The 18300-nt window shown below is 64.1% G+C and carries 16 protein-coding genes; 1 reads left to right on the top strand and 15 read right to left on the bottom strand.

Annotated features, from left to right (window positions below; translation table 11 throughout):
• Nucleotides 1-21: 21 nt before the first annotated feature.
• From JWN03_RS22970 to JWN03_RS23030, 13 genes are all read right to left on the bottom strand, one after another.
• A complete protein-coding gene (locus JWN03_RS22970; protein WP_297618626.1) occupies nucleotides 22-762 on the bottom strand; it encodes an ABC transporter ATP-binding protein in 741 nt (246 codons plus the stop codon).
• Nucleotides 749-3433, bottom strand: coding sequence for an ABC transporter permease subunit (locus JWN03_RS22975; protein WP_297618629.1), 2685 nt, complete (start codon nucleotides 3431-3433; stop codon nucleotides 749-751). The genes JWN03_RS22970 and JWN03_RS22975 overlap by 14 nt, the downstream gene beginning before the upstream one ends.
• Nucleotides 3434-3492: 59 nt before the next feature.
• A complete protein-coding gene (locus JWN03_RS22980) occupies nucleotides 3493-4755 on the bottom strand; it encodes an ABC transporter substrate-binding protein (RefSeq protein ID WP_297618632.1) in 1263 nt (420 codons plus the stop codon).
• A 30-nt stretch (nucleotides 4756-4785) separates the two neighbouring features.
• Nucleotides 4786-5100 (bottom strand): hypothetical protein, encoded by a 315-nt coding sequence (locus JWN03_RS22985; protein ID WP_297618635.1) that lies wholly within the window; start codon nucleotides 5098-5100, stop codon nucleotides 4786-4788.
• A 20-nt stretch (nucleotides 5101-5120) separates the two neighbouring features.
• Nucleotides 5121-6776 (bottom strand): thiolase C-terminal domain-containing protein, encoded by a 1656-nt coding sequence (locus tag JWN03_RS22990; RefSeq protein ID WP_297618638.1) that lies wholly within the window; start codon nucleotides 6774-6776, stop codon nucleotides 5121-5123.
• A gap of 33 nt (nucleotides 6777-6809) precedes the next feature.
• On the bottom strand, nucleotides 6810-7619 hold the full coding sequence (locus JWN03_RS22995; RefSeq protein WP_297618640.1) for an SDR family NAD(P)-dependent oxidoreductase: 810 nt from the start codon (nucleotides 7617-7619) through the stop codon (nucleotides 6810-6812).
• A 44-nt stretch (nucleotides 7620-7663) separates the two neighbouring features.
• Nucleotides 7664-7861, bottom strand: coding sequence for a ferredoxin (locus JWN03_RS23000; RefSeq protein WP_297618794.1), 198 nt, complete (start codon nucleotides 7859-7861; stop codon nucleotides 7664-7666).
• Between the two features lie 31 nt (nucleotides 7862-7892).
• Entirely contained in the window at nucleotides 7893-8753 is an 861-nt protein-coding gene (locus JWN03_RS23005) for a mycofactocin-coupled SDR family oxidoreductase (protein WP_297618642.1), read from the bottom strand.
• Nucleotides 8754-8804: 51 nt separating this feature from the next.
• Nucleotides 8805-10256: an aldehyde dehydrogenase family protein gene (locus JWN03_RS23010; protein ID WP_297618644.1), complete on the bottom strand. Its 1452-nt coding sequence runs from the start codon at nucleotides 10254-10256 to the stop codon at nucleotides 8805-8807.
• Nucleotides 10253-11494 (bottom strand): cytochrome P450, encoded by a 1242-nt coding sequence (locus JWN03_RS23015; RefSeq protein ID WP_297618646.1) that lies wholly within the window; start codon nucleotides 11492-11494, stop codon nucleotides 10253-10255. The genes JWN03_RS23010 and JWN03_RS23015 overlap by 4 nt, the downstream gene beginning before the upstream one ends.
• A gap of 7 nt (nucleotides 11495-11501) precedes the next feature.
• Nucleotides 11502-12389, bottom strand: a complete 888-nt coding sequence (locus JWN03_RS23020; RefSeq protein ID WP_297618649.1) for an NAD(P)-dependent oxidoreductase — start codon at nucleotides 12387-12389, stop codon at nucleotides 11502-11504.
• Between the two features lie 344 nt (nucleotides 12390-12733).
• Nucleotides 12734-13963: a CaiB/BaiF CoA transferase family protein gene (locus JWN03_RS23025; RefSeq protein WP_297618652.1), complete on the bottom strand. Its 1230-nt coding sequence runs from the start codon at nucleotides 13961-13963 to the stop codon at nucleotides 12734-12736.
• Between the two features lie 244 nt (nucleotides 13964-14207).
• Entirely contained in the window at nucleotides 14208-14948 is a 741-nt protein-coding gene (locus tag JWN03_RS23030; RefSeq protein ID WP_297618655.1) for a TetR/AcrR family transcriptional regulator, read from the bottom strand.
• A 202-nt stretch (nucleotides 14949-15150) separates the two neighbouring features.
• Between JWN03_RS23030 and JWN03_RS23035 the strand changes: the two genes are divergently transcribed.
• Nucleotides 15151-15930 carry an enoyl-CoA hydratase-related protein gene (locus JWN03_RS23035; RefSeq protein ID WP_297618658.1) on the top strand — a complete coding sequence of 260 codons (780 nt, stop codon included), beginning with the start codon at nucleotides 15151-15153 and terminating at the stop codon, nucleotides 15928-15930.
• 75 nt (nucleotides 15931-16005) lie between these two features.
• Here the strand turns inward: JWN03_RS23035 and JWN03_RS23040 are convergent, their stop codons facing one another.
• Together JWN03_RS23040 and JWN03_RS23045 are read right to left on the bottom strand one after the other, a co-directional pair.
• Nucleotides 16006-16917: an SDR family NAD(P)-dependent oxidoreductase gene (locus JWN03_RS23040; RefSeq protein ID WP_297618660.1), complete on the bottom strand. Its 912-nt coding sequence runs from the start codon at nucleotides 16915-16917 to the stop codon at nucleotides 16006-16008.
• A gap of 117 nt (nucleotides 16918-17034) precedes the next feature.
• A complete protein-coding gene (locus tag JWN03_RS23045; protein ID WP_366914465.1) occupies nucleotides 17035-18288 on the bottom strand; it encodes a CaiB/BaiF CoA transferase family protein in 1254 nt (417 codons plus the stop codon).
• Nucleotides 18289-18300: the final 12 nt, after the last annotated feature.

Here is an 18300-nt window from a genome sequence, read left to right on the forward strand (position 1 = left end):
CCAGCACCACACGGCTGCCGTTCAGCCGAGATAGGCGGTTCGCACCACCGGATCTGCGCGGATCTGCGCGGGCGGGGCATCGGCGATGACCTTGCCGAGGTCGAGGACGACCACACGTTCACAGATGTCCATCACGAAGGGAACGTCGTGCTCAACGAGCAGCACGGTCGTATTCAGCGAGCGAACAACGTCGGCGAAGAGCGCGGTCTGACCTACGTCGAGGCCGGATGTCGGCTCGTCCAGCAGCAGGACCGCCGGGTCATCCGCTATGGCACGCGCAAGTTCCACCATGCGACGCTGGCCGATCGGAAGATCGGCAGCGTAGGCGTTGGCGAGGTCGGCCACACCGCACCGGTCCAAGGCAATAGCGGCCCGTCCACGGCGCTCACTTTCCAGGCGCCGCCGGGCGGGCCAGCCGAGCATGTCGGCGGTCAGGCCGCCGCCTCCCCCACGCCATTCGATGGCAGCCAGCACATTGTCGAGAACGCTTAGCCGACCGAAGACCTGGGGGCGTTGAAAGGTCCGCCGCAGACCGAGGCGGGACCTGCGGACGGCACTGATCCTGGTTACGTCCCGGCCGTCCAACCGGACGGCACCGGAACTAGGCCTCCGCAGACCGCTGAGCACATCGAACAGTGTCGTTTTTCCGGCGCCGTTGGGGCCGATGACTCCGCAGATCGTTCCCTTGTGCACCGTGAAGCTGACTCCGCTGAGCGCCTGTATGCCGCCGAATCGCACGCTCACATCGTCAATACTGATCACCGTTCGGCTCCGTTTCCGCTAGACCCAGATACGCGGAGGCGAGGCGCTCACCGTCGAACTCCGCACGAGGACCCGACCACATCACCCGTCCCAGGCTCATGAACGCCACGCTGTCGGCTATCGAAAGCACCTCGGTGGCCTTCTCCTCGACGACGACCAGAGCGACGCCGCGTGACCGCAACTCGCCGAACAGGCCGAAGACCTGCTCGACCACCCGCGGAGCCAGTCCGAGGGACGGCTCGTCCGCGATCAGCACCCGAGGGGGCCGGACCAGTGCGGGAGCCAGGGCCAGGATCTGTTGCTCGCCACCGGACATCGTGCCCGCCGGTATCATCCTGCGCTCCGCCAGCCGAGGCAAGCGGTCGTAGACCTGCTCCCGATCATCGCGTCGCGGCAACCAAATGGTCAGGTTCTCCTCGACGGTCAGCGCGGGAAAGACGCCTCTGCCTTCCGGGGCCAGGAAGACTCCCGCGCGCGCCCGCCGGTGCGCTGACCAGGAGCTGACATCGTCACCGTCGAGCGTGACCGCGCCGCTGGTAGGACGGACCGTACCCGCCAGCACGCCACAGATGGTCGACTTCCCCGCACCGTTCGCACCGAGCAAGGCCACAACCGAGCCCGCCGGCACGGCGAGGTCGACTCCGCGCAGCACGGTCGTGTCTCCGTACCCGGCCACAATGCCGTCGAGCCGCAGCAGTGCGGCCGATCCGGTCTGTGGCGCTGGCGCGCGCCGTTCAGCGGTGACGGCGATGGTCGGGCGCTCGCGGTGACGCTGCTGGTACCGGCGCTCGGCAAACTGTGCCAGCACCCCGTCCGGGTGCCTGGCCAGCAGCACGCCGCCGAGCCCGAACAGCGCCGAGCCCAGCTGCTGCGATTCGGTGAATATTGCCAGGAGCTGCGGTAACAGCACGACCATGAGCCCAGCGAGAACCGCACCACCGATGCGTCGCACGCCCTGCAAGACCACGACGGCAAGCCAGATGAACCCCGAGAAGGCCGGAAGGTCGGTCACCGTGATCTGGCCGGCGAACGTCCCATACAGCACGCCGCCGATGCCGGCAATGCCCGCGGACAGCGCGAACAGCGTCAGCTTGGCCCGGGTTGGTGAGATTCCGACCGAGAGCGCCGCTGTCGGCGCTGACCGTACGGCCAGGATCGCCCGTCCTGAACTGGATCGCTCGAGGTTGCGCACCAGCACCATGACTAGGCCGATCAGAGCCAGCAACAGGACAATCTGAACTCTGGGATCCGCGGTGTCCGCGAAGCCCAGCGACAGCGGGGGAAGAACCCAGCCCGCGGTTCCATTGCTGAAGGAGTTGATCTGGAAGAGCATCTGATCTGCGAGCAGAGCCAGCGCGAAGGTGGCCAGCGCGAGCACCCTGCCGCCCAGCCGCAGCGCGGGCAGTGCGACGAGCACTCCCGCTGCCACCGAGGCAAGTACGCCGAGTACGAGTGCGAACGCGAACGGTAGGCCGCTGTGGAGGGCGTAACCGACCGTCAGCGCGGCAATGGCGGCGAACGACGCCTGAGCGAGATTGACCATTCCGCCGATGCCGGTGACCACGACGAACGAGCAGAAGATCAAGCCGAGCACGAGCCCCTTGGCAACCAGCCCCGTCCAGTACAGGTCACCGAGCGTGAAGACCCAAATCAGCAGGCCCACAACACCGGCCGCCCACGGCAGCGTTCGTCGTAGCCGCGGCAGGTCGGCGAGATAGTCGGGTAGGGGCGGGTCCTCCGCGATCGATCCGGCGATCCGCTCCTTCGACCTGTTGAACAACAGCAGGCCGACGAACAACAGGATCGCCGGAACAGCGCTGCGCAGTCCGGTGATCTGTGCGGCGAAGTCGGCGTAACCCGCCACGAGATTCTGGATTACGCCGAGGGCCAGGCCGGCGGCGAACGTCACGGGAATGGACCGCAATCGTCCGAAGACCGCCGCCGTCGCCGACGCGAAGAGCAGCAGGGTGAACGATGGGGAGTCGACACCGAGGGCCGGAATTGCCAGCACACCGGCGAGCCCTGCGAGTGTGGAGCTGAGCATCCAGGCCTGAGCCGAGGCCGCGTCGGCATCGATGCCGCGCAGCGTGGCCAGCGTCCGCCGGTCGACGGTGGCGCGCATCCGCAGACCGAGCGGTGTGTGACGCATGACCAGCCAGAGCGCCACGACAGCCAAGACGGCGAACACGAACGTCGTGATCTGGTCGGAGTCCAGCGTGAGCCAGGAGAACGGATGCCAACTATCGGCAGGGCTGGGGCCGAGGCCGCGGGCACTCATGCCCTCGGTCACGTGCGCCACACCCACACCGGCCTCGATCAGCAGGTCGATGACCCACAGGCCCAGCGCCGGCAGCGCGATGCTGAGCCCGATCGTCGCGACGATCTGCGCGGTCTCGCCCGATGTCGCGAGCCCCCGGAACATCATGCGGTGCAACACATAACCGAGCAGCGGAGCCATCAGACCGATCGTCACGAAGCCGGCGATCCAGACCGGCCAGTGAGCGCCCGCGGTGAGCTCGTAGAAGAGCAGTGCGCACAGAAAACCGATGGCCCCATGGGCGAAGTTGAATACACCGGTCGCCGAATAGGAAAGCGTGAGACCGGACGCCATCACGGCGAACACCGCGCCGGTCACCAGGCCGCTGAGAACGTAGCCGATCAGCTCCGTCATGCAGGTACTCCAAGAGCTTCATACCCGGCGGTTCGGGCGGGGCGGGTGGTACGGGTGGGTCACTTGCTGAAGCACTCGAGCGGCCGTGCCACGACGAACTTGCCACCCTGGACCTTGACCAGAGCGGCGCAGCCGCTCGGCTCGGTTTTGTTCATCGGGAAGGTCAGCTTGCCGAGACCCGGGTTCTCATAGGCCAGGCTGTTGGCCGTCGTAATGAAGGAGGCCGGAGTGACGTCCTTACCTGCTTTCGCCAATGCCGCCAGGAAGATGTCCGCCGACCAGTAGCCCATCGCGGTGTTCTGCGTGAACTGATGGCCGGGATCGATCTTCCGAACGTCCGCCATCATCTTCTGTACCTCAGGGATATCCGACTCGAACGGAGCGAACTGCGGGACCGAGTACACGCCCTCGAGCACCTGGGCTCCCTGCGGATCCGCAAGCAACCGAGGGTCGTAGCTGGACGCGTCGGCGATCATGCCCTTGAAGCCGGCCTTCTTCAGCGCCGCGTACAGACCGAGGTTCGTCTTTCCGGACATAATCGAAACAACTACATCCGGCGGGCCGTCATTATTCGACTTCATGATCTTGTTGATGTACGGGAGCCAGTCCTGCGGGGGCGCTGTTGCAGGAACAGACGACGAGGCACCGACAACGTTGAATCCACTGGCGGCGAAGCCTTTCTGGAAGGTCTCGACGCCGTGCGCGCTCTCGGAACTATCGAAGCCCTGAATCCAGGCCGTGTTTCCCTTGGACTCCCCGTTCGACCCGCCGAGCTCCGAGGCGACCTGGTGTGCGAAGAACGCACGGTTCCACCAAGTCGACTCCGGGACATCATCTTTGGGCGCGAGGCAGCCACTCCAGCCGAAGGACACCGTCGAGGTGCACCAGGTCTCGTTCGACGCCCAGCCGAACCGTGCCACTCCCGCGCGCTCGGCCACCTCGGCCGACCCCGCCGCGGGCGCGATCCACGGCACGATCGCGAAGACCTTGTCGTGCTGTACCAGCTTCTTGACCGCGGCGTCAGCGGTTGCGGGGTTGAAGCCGTCGTCTTCGGCCCCGATGAACTCGATCTTGCGGCCATTCACGCCGCCTTCGTCGTTGGCCCGTTGGATGCGAGCCTTGACTCCGATCTCCGCGGAAGCGGTGTTGTAGCCGGTCGGGCTCGTTTTGGTGACCAGTCCGCCGATCTTGATCGTGTCCCCGAGGACAGCATTCCGGGAGTCGGACGAATTCTTGATGTCCCCGGCGCAGGCCGCCGATGCCGCCACCAGCACCACAGCCGTGAACAGTGCTGCGGCCCTGGCGATCTCGAATCTTTGCATGCAACGCTCCACGTTCGCTTGGGATGGATCTCAGTCCGACGCGGGCAATGGTCGCGGGCCCTTCACCGACAGCGGCTTCTCCCCGATCGACAGGGTCGATGGACCGGCGACGGCACACAGCACTTCGATGGCGTCATCGCTATCGGCGTAACGTTTGCCCAGGAGCGTCGGATCGTCGTACCCGGCTTCCGGCGGCGTCTTCTCGGTCGGTGTGGCGCCGGCCGGCAGCATAGGACGGCCGCCGCACCTCAGATCGAGATCCTTGCTCGTCGCTCGCACGACGATGATCTCCGTATCGCAGACGGCGGACCGCAGCCGCATTCCGGTCTTGACTTCGAGTGTCATTCTTCCAAGCTCCTTGTGTGTTATGTGTCGCGAACAAGCAGCAGCGCGCTGGAGGGCGTAAGCCCTCCGCTGGACACCACCGCCACCTCCGCGCCCGCGACCTGTCGCTCGCCGGCCTGATGGCGAAGTTGAACAACGGCTTCCTGCAACAGCCCGAACCCGTGGGTACGGCCGTGCGATAACTGCCCGCCGTGTGTGTTGAGCGGCAACTCGCCATCGAGCGCGATCCGCTTTCCACCCTCCAGAAACGCGGGTGCTTCACCGATACCGCAGAATCCGAGCGCCTCGAGCCACGACAGGCAGTTGAAGGTGAACCCGTCGTACAGTTCGGCGAGATCCACGTCCGAAGGGCGCAGATCGGTTCTGGTCCACATGTGCGCGGCCGGACCGAGCACCTGCGGCTCGTGCGACAGCGTGCTCTGATCCCAACTCACCCGCTCCACGATCTGGGTCCCCGCGGCTTCGAAGCGGATTGCGGGATGCCGCAGATCGCGAGCGGTCTCAGTGGCCGACACAACCACCGCGATTGCGCCATCACACGGGACATCGCAGTCGTAGAGCCCGAAGGGACTGCTCACCATCCGAGCCGACAGGTAGTCGTCCATGGTGAGTGGCGTCCGGTAGATCGCGTCCGGATTCAGCGCCGCGTTCTTGCGCGCATTGAGTGCGATCCAGCCGAAGGTTTCGCGGGTCGCGCCGAATCGGTGCATGTAGTGCGACGCACCCAGGGCGAGTGTGTTCGCGGCCGAGAACGAGCCTGCGGGAGCCGTATAGGTCATGGGTCCGCCGACCCGCTGGCTTCCAGGCAGCCGCCGCCGACCGGTGCGGAGCAGCTCGGCGTACGTGGCCTCCCACACCGTTCGGAAGCAGAGCACATGGCGGCAGAGTCCGGCGGAGATCGCCTGCATCGCGGCGATGACCGACCCGCCGGGGCCCGGTTGCTCCGGTCCGCCGTTGTACCAGACCGGCTGGAGCCGCAGCGCCTCCTCGACCGCGAGGAGACCGCCCTCGCTGAATCCGACACCCACGCCTGCGCCTGGATACGTTGCGAGACCGTCGATATCGGATAATTCGAGTCCCGCGTCCGCCACGGCGGCCTTACACGCTGCTACCGCCAGCGACAACGGATCGGCCATCAGCCGGCGTCCGATCGGGCTACTGCCGACACCGCTGATCACCGAGTTGTGCTCGTACCGACGAGCACTCACGGGTTTTCGAACAGCGGCGCGAACCTCGGCGACCGATTCGTCGACCTCGGGGAGCTCGCTGTCGGGCACCGCGCCCGTCGGCGTGAAGACGGGTACCCAGACGTCGTCACGATGTTCGAACGACACAGCGACTTCCTGGCCGATCTCGAGCGAATCCAGTTCGGCGCCTACGATTTGCGTGGTGACGCGAACCCTGGAGTCCTCGGCGATCGCCACCACCGCGATCGCGTACGGGCACTCCAGATCGGGCTGCCAGGCCTGATAGTTGATCGTCAGCCCGACGATCGTACCCCGGCCGCTCACCGCCGTGATCCCGAGTTGTCCGCTGCGACAGCGATGGCATGCCACGCTGGGTGGATGCACGAGGCTCCCGCAGTCCGAGCAGTTCTGGAATCGCAGCACGCCGTCAGCGCCCGATGTCCAGTAGAACTCCGACCGTAGATCAACCTCGGGTAGTGGGAACGCCATTGTCTACCTCACATTTACGACCGTTACGGCGAATCAAAAGTCGGAGCCACCATCTACGTTGATGTCCGCACCGGTCATGTACGTATTGATCCGCGATCCGACAAAAGCGATAACGGGCCCGATTTCGGCGGGGTCGCCTGCTCGTCCGAGCCAGGCAGGGTGTCCAAAATCTTCGGCGATCACCCGCATCGCATCGTTCAGGTCATTCGGGTCGATCCCACGCTCCTCGGGCAAATTCTCGAGGTAGCCCTTCATACCCGCTGAAAGGAACGATCCGGGCGACACCGTGTTTACCAGAATCCCGTCGGGAGCCAGCGTGACCGACAGGTTCTTGGTGAGACTGGTCAGCGCCGACTTGGCCGCTGTATAAGCGACAAGTTCCGGGGACTGCCGATGTGTCGAGTGCGCGGACACATTGACGATCCTCGCCCATTCGGCTCGCCGCAACAGTGGCAACGCCTCACGAACGCACCGGACCGCTCCCAGCGTTCCGACATCGAAAGTAGCCGTCCATTCAGCATCGTCGATATCGGCGAACCGTCCGATACCGATCCCCACCGGACCTGCGGCATTGACCAGGACATTGAGCGCACCCCACCGTTCACGCACCTCCGCGAAGGCCGCACCGACCTGGTTCAGATCGGTGATATCGGCGCCGAGCACCACGGCCTCACGTGCGCCGAGCGCAACCAGCGCCTCGACGGTCTCCTCGAGGTCACCCTTGTTCCTGGCGAGGACGGCCACCCGCGCACCTTCACGGGCCATCACCTCCGCCGCCGCTCGCCCCATCCCCTTCGAGCCACCGTTGACGACCACCGCCGCCCCGCTCAACCCCAGATCCATATTGCCTCATCCACTTACTTGTCAATTGCGCCGCGTGGCATCGATCAGATGGCCGAATGAATGGTGAGCGCCCGCTCCGGGCACGCATCTGCACCCTCGACCGCCTGAGCCTCCAGATCGGCCGGAATATCACCACTCATCGGGCAGCAATGGCCTTGCTCATCCAGCTGGTAAACATCCGGTCCGATCGCGTTGCACAATGTGTGCCCCATACACAGATCCGAATTGACACTAACCCGCACGATCAATCACTCCTTACGTTGAGTTGCCACCTCACGGGTGGAATCCATGAAGTTTGAGGTAGGCGCCGGCATCAACGCGCATTTGCATACCGGTGACGAATCGGGATTCCTCGGAAGCGAGGTACACGATCGCGTTGCTGATATCTTCAGGCTCGATATGCGGCACCGGCATGGCCTGCTGCGACGGGAACGCCAGCTCGGCATCCTCGCGGGTGGGGTTGTCCAGGTCCGGTCGGAACGTCCGGTACATCACGTCGTTCTGCAACATGGTGGTGTTGACGTTCGTGGGGTGGACCGCGTTCGCGCGGATTTCCCGGGGCGCCAGAACCCGGGCCAATTCGTGGATGTAGTCCGCCAGCGCGCGCTTCGCGAAGCTGTATCCGGCGCCGCCGGGATCCGCGCCCGGGGTCGGCTCGATGGTCCGGGCCATGAAGGCGGCGACCGATCCGGTGGCGATTACCGACGCGCCCTTCGAAAGATGCGGCAGCGCAACCTGAATCGCGTTGATCGTGCCGATCAGGTTGACGTCGATGACATCCGACCAGGCCTGCAGGGGCGGCTCGCCCCGCATCGTGAAGATGCCGGCTTGCGCGACAACGACGTCGAGCCGACCCAGCTCGCGGATGCCCTCCTCGAGGGCGGTCCGCAGCTCGGCCGGCGCGCGAACGTCCGCCTCCCGCGTCACGATCTTGCGGCCCTGTTCCTCGACGAGGCGCGCGGTCTCTTTGAGATCTTCCGGCCCGGCGAGGTCATATGCGACGGTCCCGATGTTCTTGCAGATATCCACCGCGATGATGTCAGCGCCCTCGGCCGCCAGTCGGACAGCGTGGCTACGTCCCTGGCCACGACCTGCCCCGGTGACGAAGGCGACTTTGCCTGCTACACGTCCCATTCCAGACTCCTTACGTGCTGTGGGTGGGAACAACGAATGATTTTGTGCCGCTTACGGATAGGCGATGGCTTTGAGCTCGAGGAAGTCCTCGAGACCCTCGGTTCCCCATTCCCGCCCGAGTCCGCTCTGCTTGTACCCGCCGAATGGTGTCGAAGCGTGGAACCATTGCGCACCATTGACGCCTACGGTGCCGGTCCGCAACCGCCGGGCGACGGCCATTGCGCGCTCGATATCGCGGCTGAATACCGCACCGGAGAGCCCGAAGATCGTGCCGTTGGCGATCCGGACCGCATCGTCCTCGTCGTCGTACGGCAGCACCACCAGCGCCGGGCCGAAGATCTCCTCCTGCGCGACGCGTGCCTCGGGCGCGACGTCGGTGATGATGGTGGGTTCTACGAAGAAACCGCGCTCGAACCGATCGGACCTGCGGCCACCCGTCACGATTCGGCCCTCGCTCGCACCGAGTTCGAAATAGCCGAGCACCCGCTCGAGCTGGCGTTCACTGATCAACGGGCCCATCAGGTTCGCGGGGTCCTGCGGATCACCCCACGGCATTGCCGCCATCGCAGCCTTCGCGATCTCCAACGCTGCTCCGAGCTGACTTCTGGGGACCAGAAGGCGCGAGTTCAGCGCGCAGCCCTGCCCAGCGTGACTGCATATCGCGCCGACAATGCCGGGCACGACCTGCTTGAGGTCGGCGTCATCGAGCACGATCGCCGCCGATTTTCCGCCGAGCTCGAGCGTGACGCGCTTGACCGTCGGCGCGGCGCCTGCCATGATCCGCCGACCGGTCTCCGTCGAACCCGTGAAGGTCACCGCGTCGACCGCCGGATGCGTCACCATCGCTTCAGCCACGCTCGTCTGATCGGTCGTCAAGATATTGATCACGCCGGGCGGAAACGCGGTGTGCTCGGCGATGAGTTCGGCGAGCATCGTGCCGCTGAAGGGCGTATCGGGCGCGGGCTTCAAAACTACGGTGCACCCGGCGGCCAATGCCGCGCTCATCTTGCACAGATTCAGGTAGAGCGGGTAATTCCACGGCGTGATCGCGGAGACCACGCCTGCGGCCTCGCGGCGAATCACTCGCTGACTGGCCGGTCCATGGGGACCGGCGGGCATCGGCCGCTCGAACGAATAGGTGTCGAGCAGATCGATGTAATGGCCGACTGATTCGACCGCAACGTCGAGCTGGGTCATTCGGGTCAGCAAGACCGGTGTGCCGGTCTCCGCGACGACCGCGGGCCGAAGCATCTCCAGATTCTTGCGCAGAATCTCCTGGAGCTGACTCAGGCACTCCTGCCGCAGGGCGGTGTCCGTCGACCAGTTGGTCGTATCGAACGCCCGGCGCGCGGCCAGGATCGCTCGCTCGACGTCGTTGCTATCGGCATTGGGTACCGATCCGATGACCTCTTCGGTCGCGGGATTGATGTTGTCGAATACCGCTCCGTCAGAGGCGGCGACAAGCTCGCCGTCGATGAGCATGTGATGCGTAGTCTCGGTCACTGCGAAACTCCTGAAGTGCTGGCGGTATTCGCCGATCCAACGCGTTTGCCCGGCGTGAATCGCACCGGAAGACTGCGTGGCGCATACACACTGGCCGCATCGGTGAACCGGACCGGCTCCTCGTCGAGCATGACGAAGTCCGGAATCCGTTGCAGGATCTGGGTCATCAGCACTTTGAACATGCTGCGAGCGAGATTGGACCCAAGGCAGCGGTGCTGCCCTACACCAAACGCCATGTGCCGGTTGGGATGACGATCCAGCTCGATTTTGTCAGGGTGATCGAAGACCTTCGGATCACGGTTTCCCGAAGCCCACAACAGCAGCACGCGATCGCCTTCCTTCAGCTGCTGACCGTGGAATTCGGCATCCCGGCTGACGGTGCGCGCCAGCCCCTGTGTCGGCGACCCGTGCCGGAGGAATTCCTCCGTCGCGGTGCCCATCAGGTCCGGATCATCGAGCAACTGCTGCTTGAGCTGAGGCTGCTTCGACATCTCCACCAGAGCATTGCCGGCGAGCCCACTGGTGGTGTCCATACCGCCGAAGAGCAGTAGCAGCACGTAGCCGAACTTCTCCTCCGGAGTGAGCTCGCGGCCATCGACTTTCCCGTTCAGGATGCTGCCGACCATATCGTCGGCCGTGCCCAGCTCCTGGCGGCGCATGATCTCGGAAATGATCGCGTCGCGCATCTTCGGGCGCACGGACTCGGGATCCTCACCGCCTTCGGGACCGTGAATCAGTGTGTGCACGTATACAACCCACTCTGGCCAGCGGCTCTCGTCGAAGTTCAGCAGCCGGAGAATCACCCGCGCGGGCAGCGGGGTGGTGAGTTCCTTGATCAGGTCTGCTTCCCCCCGCTCGATGAAGGTATCGATGAGTTCATCCGCGATGACCCGCATCGCCGGCTCGAGGCCGTTGACGACCCCCGGCGACAGGTACCGCGAGGTGAGTGCCCGCATCTGCCCGGTCAGCGGCGGATCCGTCTGAATCGGCGGCATCTCGGCCAGGTATCCCGCGTCGAGCTCCGGATCCCGGATACCCGCACCGGCTCGGGAGTAGAACAATTCGTCGTCGCGAGTCGCTTCGAATACCGAGTCGTAGTCGGTCAGCAACCAGTGGCCACCGTGCTCGGGGGACCAGGCGACCGGGCAGCGAGAGCGCAGATCGTCGTAGATTTCGTAGTTGCGTCGGCAGAACTCCTCACCGTGAACGTCCAGTGAGATCTCCGGTCGGCCATCCATTTTCGTGTCACACCCTTCGATTCGAACCTGGAGATTTGATTGCGTCAGGTTCGGGATCAGTTCGGTCGAGCGTCGGCACCGAACCGGAGCCGACATCGAACTGGCGAGTAAAATTGATCGCGGTATTCAGCAGCGGCGATTCCGCATCGGCAGTTCCGAGAGCGTCCAGCAGCAAGCGGACGTCCTTGTCCATCGTGACGGTGAATTGCGAGCGGGCAAGGGTCTCGATCGACCCGAAGGCGGCAAAGAGTTCCGACGCATAGCTGCGGGCGCTACCCACTTTGAACACGTCGAACAGTCCGTCGCCGACTCCGTGCTCTTGCCCGAGCCGAATCGCATCGGCGACCAGCGCGACTTGCGCAGCCAGTAGCGCATTATTGAGCAGCTTCGCCAGCTGCGCCGTGCCGACTTTCGGGAAGCGAGCGATTCGACCCGCGTAGCAGCTGATAATGGGGATCGCCCGCTCCGCCGCTGGTGCCGGGCCCGCCAGTAGGACCAGCAATTCGCCGGCTTCGGCTGCGAGGGGCCCGCCACTGACCGGCGCATCCAGAATCGTGATCCGGTGCTGTTCAGCATGTTCGGCGATTCTTTCGATCTCCCGCGGTGACACGGTGCTGTGCACCGTGATCACACCTCCGGGCGCCATTCCTTCGATCACTCCCGCGGTACCGAAGAGCACCTCTTCGACACCGGCCGCGTCGAAAACGCATATCCCGATCACGTCGCAAGCGGCACCGAGATCGGCCGGTGTCTTCGCGACGTCAGCTCCCCATTCGGAGGCTGCGGTAGCGACAGATTCACGTCGGGCCCAAATTGTCGTCGATATACCCCCACTTGCGATTCGGCGCGCCATGGGTAGGCCCTGATTACCGAGACCGATGAATCCAGCTCTCACACTGACGCCCTTGAACTACATGAGGAGGCGGTCACCGACCCGATGAGGGTCGAACTTCCGCGCCGTGAACTAACAATTCGGATCATAGCAACTACTATGCTTCCTGGGTACAGGAATACCAAAGAAGGTCGAGACCCAGTAATTGAAAAGATCGAAAGCGGTGACTCCGAAGATCAGGAACTCGCCGTCACGCTCGTCGGGCAGCCCCGAGGGCTCGTCACCATCGATGGTCGTCTGCGACATCGCCACGGTCTCCGATCACCTGCCAAGTAATATTACATATATTATACAATGTTGTTGTTGGGTGAACAAGGCCACGCGCCTCTCTGTCACAGACCTGAGCCCTACGTGACCGCGTTCGCGAGCCGAAGATCGAGAATGGATTGCTCGTCATGCCCGAGCCCCTGCAGAATTTCCTCGGTGTGCTCAGCGAACTCGGGACCGCGGGTCGGGGTAGCGGGCACTTCGTCGAACTGCACTGGGGCGGTGACCAATTCGCGCGTCTGCCCATCGACGTCCGTCAGTTGCGCGATGAACCCGTTCGCACGGAGCTGGACATCCTGCCCGACCTCGACGCTGTCTTGGACCGGCGCCCACTGACCATCGAAGGTCTTCAGCCGCTCACTCCATTCAGACAGCGGCCTGCGCGCAATCTCCTGCGCGACCAACGCTGCCGCGGCAGCGTGGTTCTCCATCAAGCCGCTGCCCGAGTCGAATCGCGCGTCCTGCGCGAGCTCGGGACGCTCGATGTACTTACAGAACTCCGGCCAGTAGCGGCCGGGCTGCATCATGTTCAGGTTGAGGTAGCGGCCATCGGATGTCCGGAAAATCCCAACCAGCGGGTTCCGGACTCGCCCGCCACTGTGCTCCGGCGGCGCCGGGTCCCAGGGCTCACCACTCACCAGGGAAAGATCAACGGCGAGCCCGTTCGCCCACGCACCCACGCTCAGCAGCGAGACGTCGACAACCGAGGGTTCGCCGGTGTTCTTCCTAGCGAACAGTGCCGCCGCGATACCACCCGCGATGGTCATCCCACCGATGGAATCACCGAACGCGGGCCCGGGCATCCCGAGGATACCGCCTAGCTCAGGAGCCGAAATACCCGCAGCGCCACCTGCTCGGCACCAGAAGGTCGGCTGATCGTATCCGCCCTTGTCCGCCTCCGGCCCCCGCACTCCGAGTGCGGTGCCACGGACATAGATGATGTCCGGATTGACAGCACGAATGTCCTCGACGTCGATATGCAGCCGCGCACGCGCATCCGGCAGGAAATTCGTCACGAACACATCGCTCTGCCGCACGATATCGTGCAGCACCGCAAGGGCTTCCGGCTTCTCTAGCGCCAGCCCGATACTGCGTTTGCCTCGATTGGCATGCTCCATCAAAGGAGCGAAGTTGCCGCCGGCGGCAACGGGACCGAGGTACGCGAACCCGCGCTGAGCGTCTCCGGTCTCGGCGTGCTCGACCTTGATCACGTCCGCGCCCCAGTCCGCGAGCACTGCACCCGCCGCTGGCACGTAGGTGAACTGAGCCACCTCGACGACCCGAACACCCTGCATTGGCCGACCCGGCATTGGACCTCCCAAGTCGATAGGAATCTGAACGCAAAGAACTGTAAGCCAGCACAGATTAATGAGCAAGCATCTCAAGAAACTGAACGACAGTTCATATAGTGTCTCACCGTAGATCAGCCCAGGTCACCGACCTGCAAGAATATATACTTTATATGCTTTATCGATCAGGTCCCTCACACGAAGGAGTGCAGTGTCGACACCGTTCCAACTGTGGACCGGGAGGTGATGGCCCGGCTAGGCACGGTCAGCGGGCGGCTGACCTGGCAAAGGTTTGAGCGATCACGCCCAGGAATTCGTCCACGTCGAAATCCTCTGCGTCATCACTGATTTCGGGATCCATCGCGTGGAAGGCGGTGACCAGGGCCGAGAACAGGCGAGCGAGCGCACGTGGGTCGCCGGCACACAGTACCCCCGCATCTTGCCCTTCGGCGATGAGGGTCGCTTCGAGATCGATCGCCTCGCGGTAAGCGTCCTGGAACTCTTCCGGCAATGTCGTTTCCTGCCCGACGCCGACGGTCAGCACACGGGTCATCAGCCGTCCCCACGCCGGATACCGGCGGAAATGCACGATCTGCAGCCGGGCCATCGCCGTCAATCGCTGATCCGGCGAACCATCCTCCTCGGCGATCCGTCGCATGTCGGCGATCTGACCGCGCCCACGCCGCATCAATACCTCGGCGTAGAGACTGTCCTTGCTGTCGAACAGGGAGTAGATGGTCCCTACCGAGAACTCGCACCGCTCCCCCACGTCCTTCAAACCCGTGTCGTGATACCCACGTTCACTGAACAACTGCTCCGCGGTGTCGAGGATCTGTTCCCGGCTCAGTTCGATCCGCAATTGCCGGCGAGCCTCGCGAGGACTCGGCACTTCGACGGCGCCCCCAGGTTTCCCGGCTGAATCCTGGATCTCTTTCGGTTCTCGTGCCCGCGCCATCGCCACCCTCAACTGTCTCGCCCCGTGCCACACCTGGGTCGGTATGGGCATGTCGGTGGAAGTCTAATGCAGCCGAGTACAGGAAGTAGACCAGCCGTTCGATCTATGAGAGCCGAAGTACACTGATTCGAACCTTCGATCTAGGATATGAATACATATTTCATTGTCTGAACTATGGTTCAATCGACTGAGGGCGGCATGATGATCGTCTGGCATTCAGGTCAGGTCGGGGCCGCGCGTTTGAGGAGTCCATATGACCGCATCCGATTCGAATTCCCACGCCGACAGCGTCGTTCGCCGCAGAGTCGAAGACGGAATCGGCATCGTCACCCTGTCGGATCCCGCGCACCGGAACGCACTCAGCAAGCGGCTCAGCGATGACTTGGCCGCCGCCGTCGAAGAAGTGATCACGGCGGGCGCCGCCGTTCTAGTCCTCGATGCGGAAGCGCCCGTGTTCAGCTCTGGCGGTTCGCTGGACGGTCTGGTCGACCGCAGGCATGACCTTTCGGAGATGTACGCCGGATATCTCACGCTGGCCGAGGCGACCATCCCGACGATCGCGGCCGTCTGCGGTCCAGCGATCGGTGCCGGAGTCAATCTGGCGTTGGCTTGCGACGTTGTACTTGCCGGCGAAAGCGCCCGATTCGATCCGAAATTCCTGGATGTGGGCATCCACCCCGGTGGCGGGCACCTGTGGCAATTGAGCAGGCGAATCGGCAAACAGGGCGCTGCCGCGCTCGTGCTGTGCGGTGATGTCCTCACCGGTTCCGAGGCCGCGGCGTGCGGTCTGGCCTGGCGTTGCGTTCCCGACGATGAATTGACCGGTCTCGCAATGCGATTCGCAAGACGGGTCGTGGGAAGGTCGCCCGATCTGATCCGGCGGACAAAACAAACACTGCGACAGTCCACCGGATTCACCGAGATGGGTCCGGCGCTGGACCTCGAACTCAAGGCACAGCAGTGGTCGGTTGAACAACCCTATTTCCACACCCGGGTACGCGAGGTACAGGACCGTATCGCGCGGGCCCGATAGACATGAGAACGGGGCAGCCCCAGCACCATGGGCTGCCCCGTCTCCGTGCAGACGAACTTGCGGTTCAGGGAAGTGTCAACGCAAGCCCGGCGCACGGGTGTGGAAGATGTCCGTGGCCAGCTTCATCCCCAGCGTGTCGGCGTCCCAGCGTTCCCCACCACTGCTGATCGTGTCTTTCTCGCACCAGCCGCCCATCAGATAGATCTTGTCGTGAATGGCACGAATCACCTGCCCGGTCACGTGTTGCGCCTGGTCGCTGGCAAGCCATGCCACCAGCGGAGAACTGCCTGCCGGGTCCATCGGGTGATACTCCCCCGGCGCCAGATCGTCCGCCTCGAATGCCTTCTCGCCGGTGGCTGACGTGGCGGTCAATCGGGTCATGCCGCCCGGGCCGACGGCGTTCACGGTTACTCCGTATTTGTAGAGTTCCAGGCTCGATGTCAGCGTCAGACCCACAATCGCGGCTTTGGCGGTCGCATAATTCGACTGCCCGAAGTTCCCGCTGAGGCCTGCGCCGGACGTCGTATTGATGATTCGCCCGGTAAAGGTCTCGCCGCTCTGCGCACGCTCGCGCCAATGATTCGCGGCCGCATGCGTCATCAACCAGGTGCCACGGACGTGCACTCGCATCACCGCGTCGAAATCTGCGACGGGCATGTTCCAGATGACCCTGTCCCGGACGATGCCGGCATTGTTCACCACCACGTCGACTCGTCCGAATTCAGCGCGTGCGCGTTCGAAGAGGTGTGGCACCTGCTCCTCATCAGCGATGTCGGAGTACTCGGCAATCGCCATGCCGCCGTTCTTGCGGATCAGTTCGACAACCTCGTCCGCGTCCCGCCCCGTTCCCTCGCCCCGCACCGACGTGCCGAGGTCATTGACCACGACGGTCGCACCGTGCCGCGCCAACTCGAGCGCATGGCCGCGGCCGATGCCGTGTGCGGCGCCGGTCACGATCGCGACTTTGTTCTCGAGCAATCGGGCCATGAATACCTCCTGATGGACGCCACCCGCGAAATCCCGACGCGCATGGTCAATTATATAGTGTATATATTACTGTCCGCTGCATGGCCCACGTTCGGGCCATGCAGCGGACGCGCGGATCTACTCCGAACCGAGCGCCCCGCGACTACGCAGGGTCGCGATCCGATCAGCGTCGTACCCCAGCACCTCACGCAAAACCGACTCGCTGTGCGCACCCAATTCAGGCGCGGGATCCGATGTGACCGGCGGCTTGTGCCCGACTTCCCGCACCGGAAAGGGCAGCTGTTCGGCCACGAGGTCCGACGCCGGCTTCCACGGCATGCGGTCGACGAACTGAGGATCCTCGGCAATGGACTCCGCAGTGTTGACCGGTCCGATCGGAACGTCGTGGGCGAGGCCGAGCTCCACCCATTCGGCCGTCGTCCGCTGCTCGAAGATCGTCGTCAACTCACGTCGCAGCGCCAGGTTGCCTCTGGCATGGTCGGCCAGGTTCGCCCCCGGATTGGCGTCGAAGAGGTCATCGCGTTCGACAGCGGAGCAGAAGTTCTTCCAGAACTTCCGCTCCGAAGCCATGAACAGCACATGACCGTCGCTGGACGGATAGAACTGATACCGCACGCCATCCGCCATACCACCGGTTCCCGGCGGCCTGCGTTCGTATCCGTCCGTCGGATTACCCGTCACCTCTGTCCCTGGACGTCGGTAGGCCCGAGAGGTTTCGCTGCGCAGCCAATCGAACGCAGCAGCCGAATCCGACTGCGCCACTTCGAGATGGCAGCCCTGCCCGGTTCGTTGCGCCTGCACCACACCTGCCAGCAGAGCCGCCGTTCCATATAGTGGCCCCGCGGTGATCCCGATCGATGTGTGATCCGGGATGGACGGCATCCCGTCAACCCCGGCAACCGGTGCGACCGTTCCCGCCCAGGCGTCGTAGGCGATGCCATGGCTGGGGAGATCCCGATAGGGGCCGGTCAATCCGTAGCCGGACACGCTGAGCATCACGATATGGGGATTCACCTCGCGCAGCCGCTCGTAACCGAGCCCGCGGCGCGCGAGCCCGCCGGGACGCATCGCTTCGATCACCACATCTGCCACCGCGACCAATTCGAGAAACGTCTCCCGGCCCGCCTCGTTGGTCAGATCGAGCACAATGCTGCGTTTTCCTCGGTTGACATGCAGGTGCAGCAGCGACGTCCCCTCGACGATGGGCCAGCTCATATGCCGGACATAGTCCCCTCCGGGCGGCTCGACCTTGATCACGTCCGCGCCGAGGTCCGCCAAGGGCGTGGATACGGCCGCCGGACCCAGCATCGAACACTCCACCACACGCAGCCCGGACAACAGCCCCGCGGGCCTCGGCTCGCCTTGCACCACTCCAAACCTCCG

It is taken from the genome of Nocardia sp. (assembly GCF_025465275.1).
In the GTDB taxonomy this organism is placed as follows: domain Bacteria; phylum Actinomycetota; class Actinomycetes; order Mycobacteriales; family Mycobacteriaceae; genus Nocardia.